The sequence below is a fragment of the Janthinobacterium sp. BJB446 genome, assembly GCF_002735655.1.
GTDB lineage: Bacteria > Pseudomonadota > Gammaproteobacteria > Burkholderiales > Burkholderiaceae_D > Janthinobacterium > Janthinobacterium lividum.
This window is the reverse complement of the sequence record NZ_PDZK01000001.1, coordinates 3444650-3458373: the sequence shown is the minus strand read 5'-3', so window position 1 is coordinate 3458373 and position 13724 is coordinate 3444650. Positions and strand designations below refer to the sequence as shown.

Annotated in this window: 15 protein-coding genes; 13 read left to right on the top strand and 2 right to left on the bottom strand. The window is 59.9% G+C overall.

Annotated features, from left to right (window positions below):
* The first annotated feature begins 164 nt into the window (after positions 1 to 164).
* The 4 genes from CSQ92_RS15295 to CSQ92_RS15280 are packed head-to-tail and all read left to right on the top strand — an operon-like array spanning position 165 to position 3836.
* On the top strand, positions 165 to 1094 hold the full coding sequence (locus CSQ92_RS15295) for a branched-chain amino acid ABC transporter permease (protein WP_034785168.1): 930 nt from the start codon (positions 165 to 167) through the stop codon (positions 1092 to 1094).
* 22 nt (positions 1095 to 1116) lie between these two features.
* Entirely contained in the window at positions 1117 to 2334 is a 1218-nt protein-coding gene (locus CSQ92_RS15290; RefSeq protein WP_099394482.1) for an ABC transporter permease subunit, read from the top strand.
* 12 nt (positions 2335 to 2346) lie between these two features.
* Positions 2347 to 3120, top strand: a complete 774-nt coding sequence (locus CSQ92_RS15285) for an ABC transporter ATP-binding protein (protein ID WP_099394481.1) — start codon at positions 2347 to 2349, stop codon at positions 3118 to 3120.
* The gene (locus tag CSQ92_RS15280) at positions 3117 to 3836 is read left to right on the top strand and encodes an ABC transporter ATP-binding protein (protein ID WP_070256673.1); all 720 of its coding nucleotides are present in this window, start codon (positions 3117 to 3119) and stop codon (positions 3834 to 3836) included. The genes CSQ92_RS15285 and CSQ92_RS15280 overlap by 4 nt, the downstream gene beginning before the upstream one ends.
* 122 nt (positions 3837 to 3958) lie before the next feature.
* Here the strand turns inward: CSQ92_RS15280 and CSQ92_RS15275 are convergent, their stop codons facing one another.
* Positions 3959 to 4522, bottom strand: a complete 564-nt coding sequence (locus CSQ92_RS15275) for a phasin family protein (protein ID WP_070256671.1) — start codon at positions 4520 to 4522, stop codon at positions 3959 to 3961.
* A gap of 350 nt (positions 4523 to 4872) precedes the next feature.
* Here CSQ92_RS15275 and CSQ92_RS15270 point away from each other — a divergent pair, with 350 nt between their 5' ends.
* From CSQ92_RS15270 to pbpG, 3 genes are all read left to right on the top strand, one after another.
* Positions 4873 to 5790: a DMT family transporter gene (locus CSQ92_RS15270; protein ID WP_099394480.1), complete on the top strand. Its 918-nt coding sequence runs from the start codon at positions 4873 to 4875 to the stop codon at positions 5788 to 5790.
* 26 nt (positions 5791 to 5816) lie between these two features.
* Entirely contained in the window at positions 5817 to 6536 is a 720-nt protein-coding gene (locus CSQ92_RS15265; protein ID WP_099394479.1) for a nitroreductase, read from the top strand.
* A gap of 177 nt (positions 6537 to 6713) precedes the next feature.
* The gene (pbpG, locus tag CSQ92_RS15260; protein WP_034785177.1) at positions 6714 to 7787 is read left to right on the top strand and encodes a D-alanyl-D-alanine endopeptidase; all 1074 of its coding nucleotides are present in this window, start codon (positions 6714 to 6716) and stop codon (positions 7785 to 7787) included.
* 33 nt (positions 7788 to 7820) lie between these two features.
* Here pbpG and CSQ92_RS15255 read toward each other — a convergent pair whose 3' ends face one another.
* On the bottom strand, positions 7821 to 8600 hold the full coding sequence (locus CSQ92_RS15255) for an IclR family transcriptional regulator (RefSeq protein WP_034785179.1): 780 nt from the start codon (positions 8598 to 8600) through the stop codon (positions 7821 to 7823).
* A 151-nt stretch (positions 8601 to 8751) separates the two neighbouring features.
* On the opposite strand from CSQ92_RS15255, the gene CSQ92_RS15250 reads away from it, so the two are divergent.
* From CSQ92_RS15250 to cysW, 6 genes are all read left to right on the top strand, one after another.
* Entirely contained in the window at positions 8752 to 9135 is a 384-nt protein-coding gene (locus tag CSQ92_RS15250) for a diacylglycerol kinase (protein WP_034785181.1), read from the top strand.
* A 260-nt stretch (positions 9136 to 9395) separates the two neighbouring features.
* Entirely contained in the window at positions 9396 to 10400 is a 1005-nt protein-coding gene (locus CSQ92_RS15245; protein WP_034785183.1) for a sulfate ABC transporter substrate-binding protein, read from the top strand.
* Between the two features lie 44 nt (positions 10401 to 10444).
* Complete coding sequence (locus CSQ92_RS15240) at positions 10445 to 11011, top strand: RBBP9/YdeN family alpha/beta hydrolase (protein WP_034747509.1); 567 nt, start codon at positions 10445 to 10447, stop codon at positions 11009 to 11011.
* Between the two features lie 42 nt (positions 11012 to 11053).
* Positions 11054 to 11692: a peroxiredoxin gene (locus CSQ92_RS15235; RefSeq protein ID WP_099394478.1), complete on the top strand. Its 639-nt coding sequence runs from the start codon at positions 11054 to 11056 to the stop codon at positions 11690 to 11692.
* 299 nt (positions 11693 to 11991) lie between these two features.
* Complete coding sequence (gene cysT / locus CSQ92_RS15230) at positions 11992 to 12801, top strand: sulfate ABC transporter permease subunit CysT (protein ID WP_257219222.1); 810 nt, start codon at positions 11992 to 11994, stop codon at positions 12799 to 12801.
* The gene (gene cysW / locus CSQ92_RS15225; RefSeq protein ID WP_034785420.1) at positions 12798 to 13724 is read left to right on the top strand and encodes a sulfate ABC transporter permease subunit CysW; all 927 of its coding nucleotides are present in this window, start codon (positions 12798 to 12800) and stop codon (positions 13722 to 13724) included. The genes cysT and cysW overlap by 4 nt, the downstream gene beginning before the upstream one ends.

The window sequence follows — 13724 nt, the reverse complement described above, 5'->3', positions numbered from 1 at the left end:
TATGACTAAGCAAGGTCACGCCCGTTTTCAGTGCGTGCACCATGCTGGTGAGAACGGTCCAGGGATGGCACTGCAGGAATTCTTCCTCCGGTGCCGTTTTTGTATCAGCGACCCATGTTCTGGCGGAAGTTGTTCCCGAAAAATGCATATTTGATAGGGCAATCATGGATACATTCATCCAGCAGATCATTAACGGCTTGGTGTTGGGCAGCATGTATGCCTTAGTCGCCCTCGGTTACACAATGGTGTACGGCGTTCTGAACCTGATCAACTTCGCCCACGGCGACGTGCTCATGATCGGCGCCATGGTGGGCCTGACCATCCTCAAGCTGCTGGGCATCTATGTGCCCGACTGGCCCGGTTACCTGAAACTGGCCACCGCCATCCTCGGCGCCATTCCCATCTGTATTCTGGTCAATATCATCATCGAGCGGGTCGCCTACCGCCGCCTGCGCAACGCCCCCCGCCTCGCCCCCCTGATTACCGCCATCGGCGTCTCCATCCTGCTGCAAACCTTCGCCATGATGATCTGGACGCGCAATCCCTTGCCCTTTCCGCAATTGCTGTCGACCGATCCCATCAACATAGGCGGTGCCGTGATTTCGCAAACGCAAGTACTGCTGCTGGCCCTGGCCGCGCTGTCGATGGGAGGATTGGTGTTGCTGGTGGAAAAAACGAAAATGGGCCGCGCCATGCGCGCCACGGCGGAAAATCCCCGCGTGGCTGGACTCATGGGTGTCGATTCCGACAAGGTCATCGTTGCCACCTTCGCCATCGGCGCCGCGCTGGCGGCCGTGGCGGGCGTGATGTGGGGCGCCAACTATGCGTCCATCCAGTTCTCCATGGGCGCCATCCCCGGCTTGAAGGCCTTTTGTGCGGCCGTGCTGGGCGGCATCGGCAATATCTATGGCGCCATGCTGGGCGGTATCTTGCTGGGCATTATCGAGAGTCTGGGCGCCGGCTATATCGGCGACATCACGGGCGGTTTCCTGGGCAGCCACTACCAGGATATCTTTGCCTTCGTCGTGCTGATCATCGTGCTGACCCTGCGCCCGTCCGGCATCATGGGCGAACGCGTGGCCGACCGTGCCTGATGTGAAACTGGGAGAATAAATCATGGCACTACTCGATTTTGACGCTAAGAAAAATCCGACCAAAGCCTACGCCGGCATGCTGGGCCTGGCCGCGCTGCTGATGGTGTTCCCGTTTTTTGCCGCCCAGTTCGGCAACTCGTGGGTGCGCATCATCGACATGGCCTTGCTGTACATCATGCTGGCCCTGGGCCTGAACATCGTCGTCGGCTTTGCCGGCCTGCTTGACCTCGGCTACATCGCTTTCTATGCCGTGGGCGCCTACCTGACGGCCTTGCTGGCCTCGCCCCAGTTCGCCATCCTGCTCGAATCGGTGGTGAACCAGTATCCGGTGCTGGGCGAAACCCTGGTGCAGCTGATGGGTCCGGAAATCCGCGAAAACGGCATCCACCTGTCGATCTGGATCATCGTGCCGCTGGCCGCCTTTGTTGCCGGCCTGTTCGGCGCCCTGCTGGGTGCGCCCACATTAAAACTGCGCGGCGACTACCTGGCCATCGTGACCCTGGGCTTTGGCGAGATCATCCGCATCTTCATGAACAATTTGAACGACCCGATCAATTTCACGAATGGGCCGCAAGGCATCAATCTGATCGACCCCATCCGCATCTTCGGCGTCAACCTGGCGGGCGAGGCGGGCACCAACAGCACCGTCATGGTGGCGGGCTTTTCCATGCCGTCCGTGAATGCGTATTACTTTTTGTTCCTCTTCCTGTGCTTCGCCGTCGTGTTCGTCACCAAGCGCCTGCAGCATTCGCGCCTGGGCCGCGCCTGGGTAGCCATCCGCGAAGACGAGATCGCCGCCAAGGCCATGGGCATCAATACGCGCAACGTGAAATTGCTGGCCTTTTCCATGGGCGCTTCGTTCGGCGGCGTGGCGGGCGCCATGTTTGCCTCGTTCCAGGGTTTTGTTTCGCCGGAATCGTTCTCGCTGACGGAGTCGATCGCCGTGCTGGCCATGGTGGTGCTGGGTGGCATCGGCCACATCCCCGGCGTGATCCTCGGTGGCGTGATCCTCGCCTCGATACCGGAAGTACTGCGCCACGTGGTGGAACCGGCCCAGCAGGCGCTGTTCGGCCACGTGGTGATCGAGGCGGAAGTGCTGCGCCAGCTGCTGTATGGCCTGGCCATGGTGTTGATCATGCTCAACCGTCCTGCCGGCCTGTGGCCATCGCCGAAGCACGAAGACCGGCCCGACCACGATGTGGACCAGCCGAACAAATCCACCGGCGTCGTGTCCGCTTAAGGGAGGGATAGCATGAGCGAACAGATCATTCTCAATATTGCCGGCGTGAATAAACGTTTCGGCGGCTTGCAGGCGCTGACCGACGTGGGCATCACCATCCGGCAAGGCCAGATATACGGCTTGATCGGCCCGAACGGCGCCGGCAAGACGACGTTCTTCAACGTGATTACCGGCCTGTACCAGCCCGATACGGGCACCTTCGAACTGGCCGGCAAGCCGTATTCGCCGTCCGCGCCGCACAAGGTGGCCAAGGCGGGCATCGCGCGCACCTTCCAGAACATCCGCCTGTTTGGCGACATGACGGCGCTGGAAAACGTCATGGTGGGGCGCCATGTGCGCTCGCACCAGGGCGTGTTCGGCGCTATCTTCCGCCACAAGGCGGCGCGCGAGGAAGAGGCGTCCATCCGCAAGCGGGCCATGGAGCTGCTCGATTTCGTCGGCATCGCCCAGTTCGCCAACCGCACGGCCCGCTTCCTGTCGTATGGCGACCAGCGGCGCCTGGAAATCGCCCGCGCGCTGGCCACCGATCCGACCCTGCTGGCCCTCGACGAGCCGGCGGCGGGCATGAATGCGACGGAAAAGCTGGCCTTGCGCGAGTTGCTGGTGAAAATCAAGGCGGAAGGCAAGACCGTGCTGTTGATCGAGCACGACGTGAAACTGATGATGGGACTGTGCGACCGCATCACGGTGCTCGAGTATGGCAAGCGCATCGCCGAAGGCTTGCCGGCCGAAATACAACAAAACCAGGCCGTCATCGAGGCTTACCTGGGGGGATCGCACGCATGAGTAATATATTGAAGGTGGCGGGCCTGCACGTGGCCTACGGCGGCATCAAGGCGGTGAAAGGCATCGACCTGGAAGTGAACGAGGGCGAGCTGATCGCCCTGATCGGCGCGAACGGCGCCGGCAAGACGACGACCTTGAAAGCCATCACGGGTACTTTGCCTGCCTGCAAGATCGAGGGCACGATCAGCTACCTGGGCGAATCGCTGAAGGGCACGAAATCGTTTCATCTGGTGGAAAGGAAACTGGCCATGGTGCCGGAAGGGCGGGGCGTGTTTACCCGCATGTCGATCCGCGAAAACCTCATGATGGGCGCCTACACGCGCACGGACAAGGCGGGCGTCGAGGACGATATCGCCCGCTGGTTCGACGTGTTTCCCCGCCTGAAGGAACGGGCGGCGCAGATGGCCGGCACCCTGTCGGGCGGCGAGCAGCAGATGCTGGCCATGGCGCGTGCCCTGATGAGTCATCCGAAGCTGCTGCTGCTCGATGAGCCATCGATGGGCCTGTCGCCCATCATGGTCGAGAAAATTTTCGAGGTGATCCGCAAGGTGTCGTCCGAAGGCATCACGATTCTGCTGGTCGAACAAAATGCCCGCCTGGCCCTGCAGGCGGCGCACCGCGGCTATGTGATGGATTCCGGCCTGGTCACCATGGGCGGCAACGCGGCCGCCATGCTCGACGACCCGCGCGTGAAGGCGGCGTATCTGGGGGAGTAAGAGGGATTAGGCATAAAAAATGCCCCAGCTGGGCTGGGGCATAATGGCATCCGTCGGGGAAGTACGGGATGGATGCCTGGAGGAGCCGATAACAGCGGACCGCCGTAGCGGTCGCGCAGGAATTACTTGGCAGCGCGCGGCACGACTTTTTCAGCCGCTTGCGTGAACTGGTTCACGGCCGAGGTCAGGTTAGCTTCGATGGCTTCGACGGCTTGCTTGCTGGTTTTCGAGAATTGCTCGTAGCCTGCATTGGCGTTGCCGATGGCGCTTTTCAGGATGGCGACGGCGTTTTCCGAACCGGCTGGCGCGTTCTTGGTGACTTCTTCCACCAGCGACAGGACTTTGCGGTTGGTTTCAGCGATTTGCGATTCAGCAGCTTTGCTGAATTCGGCTTGCGTGCCGGACGTGATGGCAGCCAGGTGACGGCCGTAAGCGATGGCTTTTTCAGCGCCAGGCTGGGCTTGGGCAGCGGTCAGCGAGAAGAATTCTTGTGGATCTTTTGCCGACAGCAATTGCTTGGCGGCGGCGGTCGATTCTTCCAGCGTTGCCTTGGCAGCGGTCAGGTTCAGTTCGACGATCTTTTCGATGCCTTCGAAGGCTTTGCCCGTCAACGACGAGAACAGGGCGAATTGGGCTTCCAGGTTGGCTTTGGTAGCGGACGAAAATTGCTCAGGAATTGAAAACATATAAATCTCCAAAAAATCGAAATCTGGTTAATTTGATGCTGCGTGTACCGTTTGGGAAAGCAGGTGAATCTAAATTTTTCAAGCTGAACAAGAATTGTGCAACGCAACAAACCCTATTCTACGGCGAAAAAAAACGAAGTCAAGCGATTCTTGTGCGATGCAACAATTGAATAGATTTGCGTCAAAAGCCATTGTTTCTAAAGAGAAATATTTGATTTCTGTGTGTTAATGGTTTAGCCCTAAACCATTATTTCCCCACCTTTCAGGACGGGTGCGGCGCAGCATGCTAGACTTTGCCTCCCGCACTGGCGCAGCGCCCCGGTGCCGATCCTGTTTCCCGAGTTGATACCATGTCCAATCTTCCCGCCGCGGCTGGCGCCAGCGGCAAAGCCTCTTTCCTGACGACCCTGGCGCCGATGGCCTTGCCCGGCTTCTTCGTGTTGTTATGGAGCACAGGTTTTATCGTGGCCAAGTTCGGCTTGCCGTATGCGCCGCCGCTGACCTTTTTGCTGCTGCGCTTCCTGGGCGTGCTGGTGATCCTGCTGCCGCTGGTGCTGCTCTTGCGCGCGCCGTGGCCCGTGGGCCAGTTCCGCCAGATCGCCGTGGCCGGCATATTGATGCAGGCCGGCTACCTGGCCGGCGTCTGGTGCGCCATCAAGCTGGGCATGCCGGCCGGCCTCTCTGCGCTGATCGTCGGCATGCAGCCCGTGCTGACGGCCTGCGCCGCGCCCCTGATCGGCGAATCCGTGCGCCCGCGCCAGTGGCTGGGCCTGTTCTTTGGCTTGCTGGGCGTGGCCCTCGTCGTATATGCGAAGATCAACCTCGTGGGCCTGACGGTGGAAAGCGTGCTGCTGTGCGTGTTCGCCCTGCTGTCGATGACGGCCGGCACCATGTACCAAAAACGCCACTGCCCGCAATTCGACTTGCGCACCGGCACGGTGGTGCAGTTTGCCGCCTCCATCGTGGTGGTCTTGCCATTCGCCCTGTATTACGAAGGACTGGACTTGCATTTCAGCAATGTGCAATGGACGACGAATTTTATCGGCGCCTTGCTGTGGTCGGTGCTCGTGCTGTCCATCGGCGCCATCTTCCTGCTGTTCGCCCTGATCCGCCGCAGCGATGCGACAAAAGTGACGGGCCTGCTGTACCTGACGCCGCCCACGACGGCCGTGATGGCCTGGCTGATGTTTGGCGAAGCGTTCAATATGCTGGGTATCGCCGGCATGCTGGTGGCCGTGGTCGGCGTGGTGTTCGTGGTCAAGAAATAGAATAGATATAGCGGGAGAGCAGGGCAGTGAGCAAGCAAGCATCTGAAACACAGTCGGCGCAGCAAGCCGTGGACGCCGTCATCGCGTCGCGCCGTTCGATCCGCGCCTTTTTGCCCACGCCGGTGGCGCAGGACGATATTGCGCGCATCCTGGAAGTGGCGGCGCGCGCGCCATCGGGCGCCAACATGCAGCCGTGGAAAGTGTATGTGCTGTCGGGCGAAGCGCGCCTGCGCCTGTCGCGCCGCATCCTGGCCGCCTACGACGCGCCCAAGGCAGCCGATGCGCCCGCGCGCACGGCGTCGTACACCTATTACCCGCGCCAGTGGACGGCGCCCTTCATCGAGCGTCGCCGCAAGATCGGCCTGGACCTGTACCAGCTGCTGGGCCTGGAGCGTGGCGACACGGCAGGCATGGCGGCCCAGCATGGACGCAATTTCCAGTTTTTCGATGCGCCCGTGGGCCTGATCTTTACCATCGAACGGGTGCTGGAACAGGGTTCCTGGCTCGACTACGGCATGTTCTTGCAAAACATCATGCTGGCAGCGCGCGCGCGGGGACTCGACACGTGTCCGCAAGCGGCCTTCATCCATTACCATGACATCATCCGCGACGAGCTGGGCGTGCCGGCCAGCGAAATGGTGGTGTGCGGCATGGCCCTCGGTCATGCCGACCCGGACAAGGTCGAGAACCGGCTGAACACGGAACGCGAGCCGCTGGCCGGCTTTGTTAAATTCATGGACAAATAGACATTACTGGCGACGGACACGGTCAAACAAGCGGTTAAGGATGAGTTTGTTTGCTGATCGCCAACGATTTGTATTTCATTGCTGCAATAAATACTGTCCTAACTGTTAAATAGACTTGCGATTACTCTGCATTTCGCTACACTGCAATAAGGCAACAGCTTCACGGGGAATTATCGAATGGCTAAGTTTAAACTTGCGCTGGGTATCCTGGCTTCCCTGCTGTTTGCGCTGGCGCCGGCTGCTGCCGTGCACGCCAAGGAAGCGAACGGCAAATCCTCTGCGTCCAAGAAACAAAATACCAAGAAAGTCAAAGTCGTGCTGCGCAAGGGCGCGACGGCCGCGCCGCGCGAAAAGACCGTGCGCCGGGTCGTCATGGTGCGCGGCAAGCGCAAAGTCATCTATCAAAAAGTCAGCAGCGTGGCCGTGCCCATGGCTGCACCGATGCCGACCATGGGCGATCTGGCCGGCCTGAACCTGACGCGCGATCCGCTCGACCTCAAGTCCAGCGTGGCGCTGGTGCTGGACCAGGCCAATGCGGAGGTGCTGTTTGAAAAGAATTCCAATGTGGCCTTACCCATCGCCTCCATCACCAAGATGATGACGGGCCTGGTGGTGGTCGAAGCGCGCCAGGACATGGATGAATTGCTGACGATCACGGACGAGGACGTTGACCGCGCCAAGTTCAGCAGTTCGCGCCTGAAAGTGGGTTCGCAATTGACGCGCGCGAATATGCTGCACATCGCCTTGATGAGCTCGGAAAACCGCGCCGCCTCGGCGCTGGGCCGCAACTATCCGGGCGGCTTGCCGGCGTTTGTCGACGCCATGAACAGCAAGGCGCGCCAGCTGGGCATGATGGATACGCATTACGTCGATTCCAGCGGCCTGTCGAAAATGAACGTGGCCAGCGCGCGCGACCTGGGCAAGCTGGCCATGGCCGCTTTCCGCCATCCGCTGCTGCGCGAGTACTCGACGGACCCGAAAGCCATCGTCGAAGCCAGTGGCCAACCCATGCAGTTTGGCAATACGAATCACCTGGTGGCCAACCCGGGCTGGGAGATCGGCTTGCAAAAGACGGGGTTCATCAATGAGGCGGGACGTTGTTTGATGATGCAGGCTGTCATCGAAGGACGGGCCGTAATCATGGTCTTCCTCGATTCCAAGGGAAAACAGTCGCGTACGGCCGATGCGGGACGCATGCGCAAGTGGCTGGAAGCACTGAAGCCTGCCAACATGAGCCTGCCCGGCGGCTAAAAATATACAGGGTAGCGTAGCTGCCCTGTATATTTAGTCTTGCGGGATATAGCCCAGCGTGACGGAAATCTGGTTCGCCGTTTCCACCAGATCCACCAGCCACTCATCCTGCAGGCGGTCGGCCGGTGCCGAGATCGACAGGCCGGCGATCAGTTTGCCGGAGTCGTCGCGGATGCCGGCGGCCATGCAGCGCACGCCCAGTTCCAGCTCTTCATTGTCGCGCGCATAGCCGCGCTCGCGCACCAGGCTCAGTTCGCGCTCGAGTTTTTGCAGATCCGTGATGGAATTCTTGTTGTGTCCGGCTAATCCCGTGCGCGTGGCATACGCGCGGATGGCTTTCGGCTCGTCCACCGACAGGAACAGCTTGCCCGTCGAGGTCAGGTGCAGCGGGCCGCGGCCGCCGATGGCGCGCACCACCTGCATGCCCGAGCGCTCGGAAAAGGCGCGATCGATGTAGACGATCTCGTCGCCCTGGCGCACGGACAGGTTGATGGTTTGCTGGGTTTTCTTGTGCAGCTGGCGCATGAAGTCCAGCGCCGCTTCGCGCACGCTGAGGCGGCTTTTCACCACATTGCCCAGTTCCAGCAGGCGCATGCCCAGCCGGTACGTGCCCGGTTCGATGCGGTCGACAAAGCGCGTCAGTACCATGTCGTTGAGAATGCGGTGCGCCGTCGAGGGGTGCAGGCCGGAAACCTTCGACAATTCCTTCAGGCTGACCGGGTCCGAATATTTTGCCAGGGCATCAAGCAGGGCGACCATGCGTTCGATCACCTGTATCGTTGTCTTGGGGGCCGCGACCGGTTCAATTTTCATGATGGATTTGGTGCAATGCAGTATTCATGCTTCTTTATACCATAATGTGAAAAAATAGTGAAATGTTCCGAGATATTCAGCGAATAAATGGTCACAGTGCTATGTCGCCCCCATAATGTGCCCACTGCACTTGATTTACATATGGAAAACTATGCAACCTGTAAATGAATTCAAAAGTAAGAGTGGCTTGAAGCGGATATTTTCCGCTTTTTTCTACTCGCTCGATGGCTTGAAAGCGGCCTGGCGCCATGAACACGCGTTCCGCCAGGAGCTGGGCCTGTTCGTCGTCGGCACGGTGATCGCCTTGCTGCTGCGCATCTCCGCCTTTGAAAAGCTGGTGCTGATCGGCGTGCTGCTGCTCGTACTGATCGTCGAGCTGATCAATTCCGCGCTGGAAGCCGTGGTCGACCGCATCTCGCTGGAGCGCCATCCGCTGTCGAAGAACGCCAAGGATTTCGGCAGCGCGGCCGTGTTGCTGACCTGCATCCTCGCCTTCGCCGCCTGGGCAGTGGTCCTGTTCAACCGTTTCTATTGAACACCTGTCAAAACCTACTGCGCGTCGGTATAGGCAGCCTGCGATGCTCACTGTACTAAAGCACAGTTGCGCTTCTCGACCGCCTCTCCCTTCCGCTCGCTACGGTTTTGTCAGGTGTCCTTGGTTTTAACTGCTTTATCCCCGTTGTGTGCCATCCATATGCGAAAAACGCATATCAAACGGCGAAACGCTTCGTTCTCTTTGCGGCCATAGCGCCGTAATCTGGTGGTTCTGAAAGTTCAACCACTCGGGGATCTTAGATGCTGTCGAAAAAAATCATCATTGCCGCCGCCATCAGCGCGTTTGCCATTCTGCAAACGGCGCAGGCTGCCGATATCACCCTGCTCAACGTGTCGTATGACCCGACGCGCGAGCTGTACCAGGATGTGAACACGGCATTTGCCAAGGAGTGGAAAGGCAAGACGGGCGACAACGTCAAGATCAAGCAATCGCACGGCGGTTCCGGCAAGCAGGCGCGCGGCGTCATCGATGGCCTGGAGGCGGACGTGGTGACCTTGGCCCTGGCCTATGACATCGATGCGCTGGCCGAGCACAAGCTGCTGGCCGCCGACTGGCAGAAGCGCTTGACGCACAACAGCTCGCCGTACACCTCGACCATCGTGTTTCTGGTGCGCAAGGGCAACCCGAAAGGCATCAAGGACTGGAATGACTTGATCAAGCCGGGCGTCTCCGTCATCACGCCGAACCCGAAAACCTCGGGCGGCGCCCGCTGGAACCACCTGGCAGCGTGGGGCTACGCGCTGCGCCAGCCGGGCGGCAACGAAGCGAAGGCCAAGGATTTCCTCGGCAAACTGTATAAAAACGTGCCCGTGCTCGACTCCGGCGCGCGCGGCGCCACCACCACGTTCGTCGAGCGCGGCATCGGCGACGTGCTGATCGCCTGGGAAAACGAAGCTTACCTGGCCGTCAAGGAACTGGGCCCGACCAAGTTTGACATCATCACGCCGTCCGTCAGCATCCTGGCCGAACCGCCTGTCGCCGTCGTCGACAAGTTTGCCGACAAGCACGGCACGCGCAAGGTGGCCGAGGCTTACCTGAACTACCTGTACACGGACGAAGCGCAAGACATCATCGCGAAGAATTACTATCGTCCGGCAACGGACAAGGCGGCGAAGAAATACGCGTCGCAATTTGCCAAGGTCAACCTGTTCACCATCGAGCAAGTGGCGGGTGGCTGGACGGCGGCACAGAAGGCGCACTTTGCCGACGGCGGCATCTTCGACCAGATCTACCAGCCTAAATAATATCGGATGGCACGATTGCCAGACCGTTACTAAAAGGATCCACCATGGCGCTGCGCAGCTTTTCCGATTACCGGGTACTGATCGTGCCGGGCTTGCATAACAGCGGTCCCGAGCACTGGCAGAGCCGCTGGCAGCGCCTGTATCCGCAATTCGAACGGGTCGAGCAGGACGACTGGAACGCTCCCGACCTGGCCACCTGGTCGGCGCGCCTGGACCAGGTGCGGCGGCAGGATGCGCGCCCGACCCTGATCGTGGCCCACAGCTTTGGCTGCCTGACGACGGCGCACAGCCTGGCCCGCGATCCGCAGGGCGTGGCTGGCGTGCTGCTGGTGGGGCCGGCCGATCCCGACAAGTTTGGCGTGGCGAAGGCCTTGCCGCAAAAGCGGCTGCCTTGCCCCGGCATATTGATCGCCAGCCAGACCGACCCATGGATGACGGCCGAACACGCGGCGCAGTGGGCACGGCGCTGGAATTGCAAGTATATTGATGGCGGTGCGCTGGGTCATATCAACGCCGAGTCGCGCCTCGGTGACTGGGTCTACGGCCAGGCGCAACTGCAAACACTGTTTGATCTGGCGCAAAGCGACAAGCGCCACCGTCAGGCAGCCTGATTCGACGAACATTACGCCATATAACCTCACAAGGAGATCACGATGACTTTACGCCTGGGCGATGTCGCCCCTGATTTTGAACAAGACAGCTCGATCGGCCCGCTCAAGTTCCACGAGTGGGCGGGCAATTCCTGGGTGGTGCTGTTTTCCCACCCGGCCGACTTTACCCCCGTGTGCACGACGGAACTGGGCCTGACGGCCAAGCTCAAACCGGAATTCGACAAGCGCAACGTGAAGGCCATCGCGCTGTCCGTGGACGCGGCCGAATCGCACAAGAGCTGGATCAAGGATATCGAAGAGACGCAAAACACGGTGGTCGGCTTCCCCATCATCGCCGACGTCGACAAGAAAGTATCGGTGCTGTACGACATGATTCACCCGGAACAGTCTGTCACGGCCACCGTGCGCTCCGTCTTCATCGTCGATCCGAACAAGAAAGTGCGCCTGATCCTCACGTATCCGCTGAGCACGGGTCGCAACTTCAATGAAATCCTGCGCGTCATCGATGCCCTGCAACTGACGGACGGCTACACGGTGGCCACGCCGGGCAACTGGAAAGATGGCGACGACGTCATCATTCCATTGACCGTGCAAGACCCGGACGTGATCAAGCAGAAATATCCGAAGGGCTTTACGGCCGAGAAACCATACTTGCGCCTCACGCCGCAGCCGAACAAGTAAGAACGGGGTCAGATCCTATGGGTCTGACCTCAGCCGTCAAGGTGTTGGGTTAAGTGTGTGCCCAACCCCACCCCAAAAGCCGGGGTCGGACCCACAGGGTCCGACCCCTTTTTTTTCGCCCAGCGTTTCCATCGGCAAGTATGCAAAATCCATCTAAGCAAATGAGAAATGGTTAGTTCTTTTTATAACGATTGCATGTGATTATTGCGGCCTATAACTCAAAAATGTAATAAGAAGGAGTTTCTATGTCTGCAGCATCAGCAGCACCGCTCAAGGCGCGCGGAGCGCCGTTTCGGGTCATGCCGGGGTTTAAGCTGTCACTGGGCTTCACGCTCTTTTACCTGGCCTTGATCGTCCTCATTCCGCTGTCGTCGGTGTTCCTGAAAACTTTCACCATGACGTGGGACGCCTTCTTCAGCGCCGTCACGTCCGACCGCGTGATGGCGTCGTACCGCCTGACGTTTGGCGCTTCGCTGATCGCCGCGCTGCTGAACGTGGTGTTTGGCGGCATCCTGGCCTGGGTGCTGGTGCGCTATAAATTCCCCGGCAAGCGCATCATCGACGCGCTGGTCGACTTGCCGTTCGCCTTGCCGACGGCCGTGGCCGGCATCACCCTGACGGCTTTATATTCGTCGAACGGCTGGTTCGGCCAGTTCATCGAAGGCGTGCTGGGCATCAAGGTGGCATTCACGCCGCTGGGCGTGGTGGTGGCGCTGACCTTCATCGGCTTGCCGTTTGTCGTGCGCACCGTGCAACCGGTGCTTGAAGACGCGGAAAAGGAACTGGAAGAAGCCGCCGCCAGCCTGGGCGCCAATTCCCTGCAAACGTTTATCCGCGTCATCTTCCCCACGATCTTGCCATCCTTGCTGACGGGCTTTGCGCTGGCCTTCGCCCGCGCCACGGGCGAATACGGTTCCGTGATCTTTATCGCCGGCAATATGCCGATGGTGTCGGAAATCACGCCGCTGTTCATCATTACCAAGCTGGAGCAATACGATTACGCGGGCGCCACGGCCATCGCCGTGGTGATGCTGGTGGTCTCCTTTTTGCTGTTGTTGACGATTAACCTGCTGCAAGCATGGATGCGCGGAAAGGCGAAGAAATCATGAGTACGAATACGACTGCCATCGCTGGCGTGGACAATGCGCGCCCGACGGCGCGCCGCTTCGAGCCGAATGTCGGCCCTGTCGTGCTGGAGCCATTGTGGGTGCGCACGGTACTGATCACCATCGCCCTGCTGTTCCTGACGACCTTTTTGATCGTGCCCCTGGTGGCCGTGTTTGCGGAAGCGTTCAAGAAGGGCTGGGAAGCGTATATCGCCGCCATCATCGATCCGGATGCGATTTCTGCCATCAAGCTGACCCTGATCACGGCGGCCATCGCCGTGCCGCTGAACCTGGTGTTCGGCGTGGCCGCTTCCTGGTGCATCGCCAAGTTCGACTTCCGCGGCAAGAGCATCTTGCTGACCCTGATCGACTTGCCGTTTTCCGTCTCGCCCGTGATTTCCGGCCTGATCTATGTACTGATGTTTGGCGCCCAGGGCTGGTTCGGCCCGTGGCTGCAGGCGCACGACATCAAGATCCTGTTTGCCGTGCCCGGCATCGTGCTGGCCACCATTTTTATTACCTTCCCGTTCGTGGCGCGTGAACTGATCCCGCTGATGCAGTCGCAGGGCAGCGAAGAGGAAGAGGCCGCCATCGTGCTGGGCGCGTCGGGCTGGAATACCTTCCGCCGAGTCACCTTGCCGAACATCAAGTGGGGTCTGCTGTATGGCGTGATCCTGTGTAACGCCCGCGCCATGGGCGAGTTCGGCGCCGTGTCCGTCGTCTCCGGCCATATCCGCGGCGAAACGAACACCATGCCGCTGCAAGTGGAGATTCTGTACAACGAGTACAACTTCGCCGCGGCGTTTGCCGTCGCCTCCTTGCTGGCCCTGCTGGCCCTGGTGACCCTGGCCCTGAAAGCTTTCATTGAGTGGCGTTTGAACGAGAGCGACGCCGACGATTCCGCCTTACGTTCCACGGAGCACTGA

Excerpts from the sequence above, each read along its gene's own strand:
- CSQ92_RS15295 (WP_034785168.1), top strand. The coding sequence starts at position 165 with ATGGATACATTCATCCAGCAGATCATTAACGGCTTGGTGTTGGGCAGC.
- CSQ92_RS15290 (WP_099394482.1), top strand. The coding sequence starts at position 1,117 with ATGGCACTACTCGATTTTGACGCTAAGAAAAATCCGACCAAAGCCTAC.
- CSQ92_RS15285 (WP_099394481.1), top strand. The coding sequence starts at position 2,347 with ATGAGCGAACAGATCATTCTCAATATTGCCGGCGTGAATAAACGTTTC.
- CSQ92_RS15280 (WP_070256673.1), top strand. The coding sequence starts at position 3,117 with ATGAGTAATATATTGAAGGTGGCGGGCCTGCACGTGGCCTACGGCGGC.
- CSQ92_RS15275 (WP_070256671.1), bottom strand. The coding sequence starts at position 4,522 with ATGTTTTCAATTCCTGAGCAATTTTCGTCCGCTACCAAAGCCAACCTG.
- CSQ92_RS15270 (WP_099394480.1), top strand. The coding sequence starts at position 4,873 with ATGTCCAATCTTCCCGCCGCGGCTGGCGCCAGCGGCAAAGCCTCTTTC.
- pbpG (WP_034785177.1), top strand. The coding sequence starts at position 6,714 with ATGGCTAAGTTTAAACTTGCGCTGGGTATCCTGGCTTCCCTGCTGTTT.
- CSQ92_RS15255 (WP_034785179.1), bottom strand. The coding sequence starts at position 8,600 with ATGAAAATTGAACCGGTCGCGGCCCCCAAGACAACGATACAGGTGATC.
- CSQ92_RS15250 (WP_034785181.1), top strand. The coding sequence starts at position 8,752 with ATGCAACCTGTAAATGAATTCAAAAGTAAGAGTGGCTTGAAGCGGATA.
- CSQ92_RS15245 (WP_034785183.1), top strand. The coding sequence starts at position 9,396 with ATGCTGTCGAAAAAAATCATCATTGCCGCCGCCATCAGCGCGTTTGCC.
- CSQ92_RS15240 (WP_034747509.1), top strand. The coding sequence starts at position 10,445 with ATGGCGCTGCGCAGCTTTTCCGATTACCGGGTACTGATCGTGCCGGGC.
- CSQ92_RS15235 (WP_099394478.1), top strand. The coding sequence starts at position 11,054 with ATGACTTTACGCCTGGGCGATGTCGCCCCTGATTTTGAACAAGACAGC.
- cysT (WP_257219222.1), top strand. The coding sequence starts at position 11,992 with ATGCCGGGGTTTAAGCTGTCACTGGGCTTCACGCTCTTTTACCTGGCC.
- cysW (WP_034785420.1), top strand. The coding sequence starts at position 12,798 with ATGAGTACGAATACGACTGCCATCGCTGGCGTGGACAATGCGCGCCCG.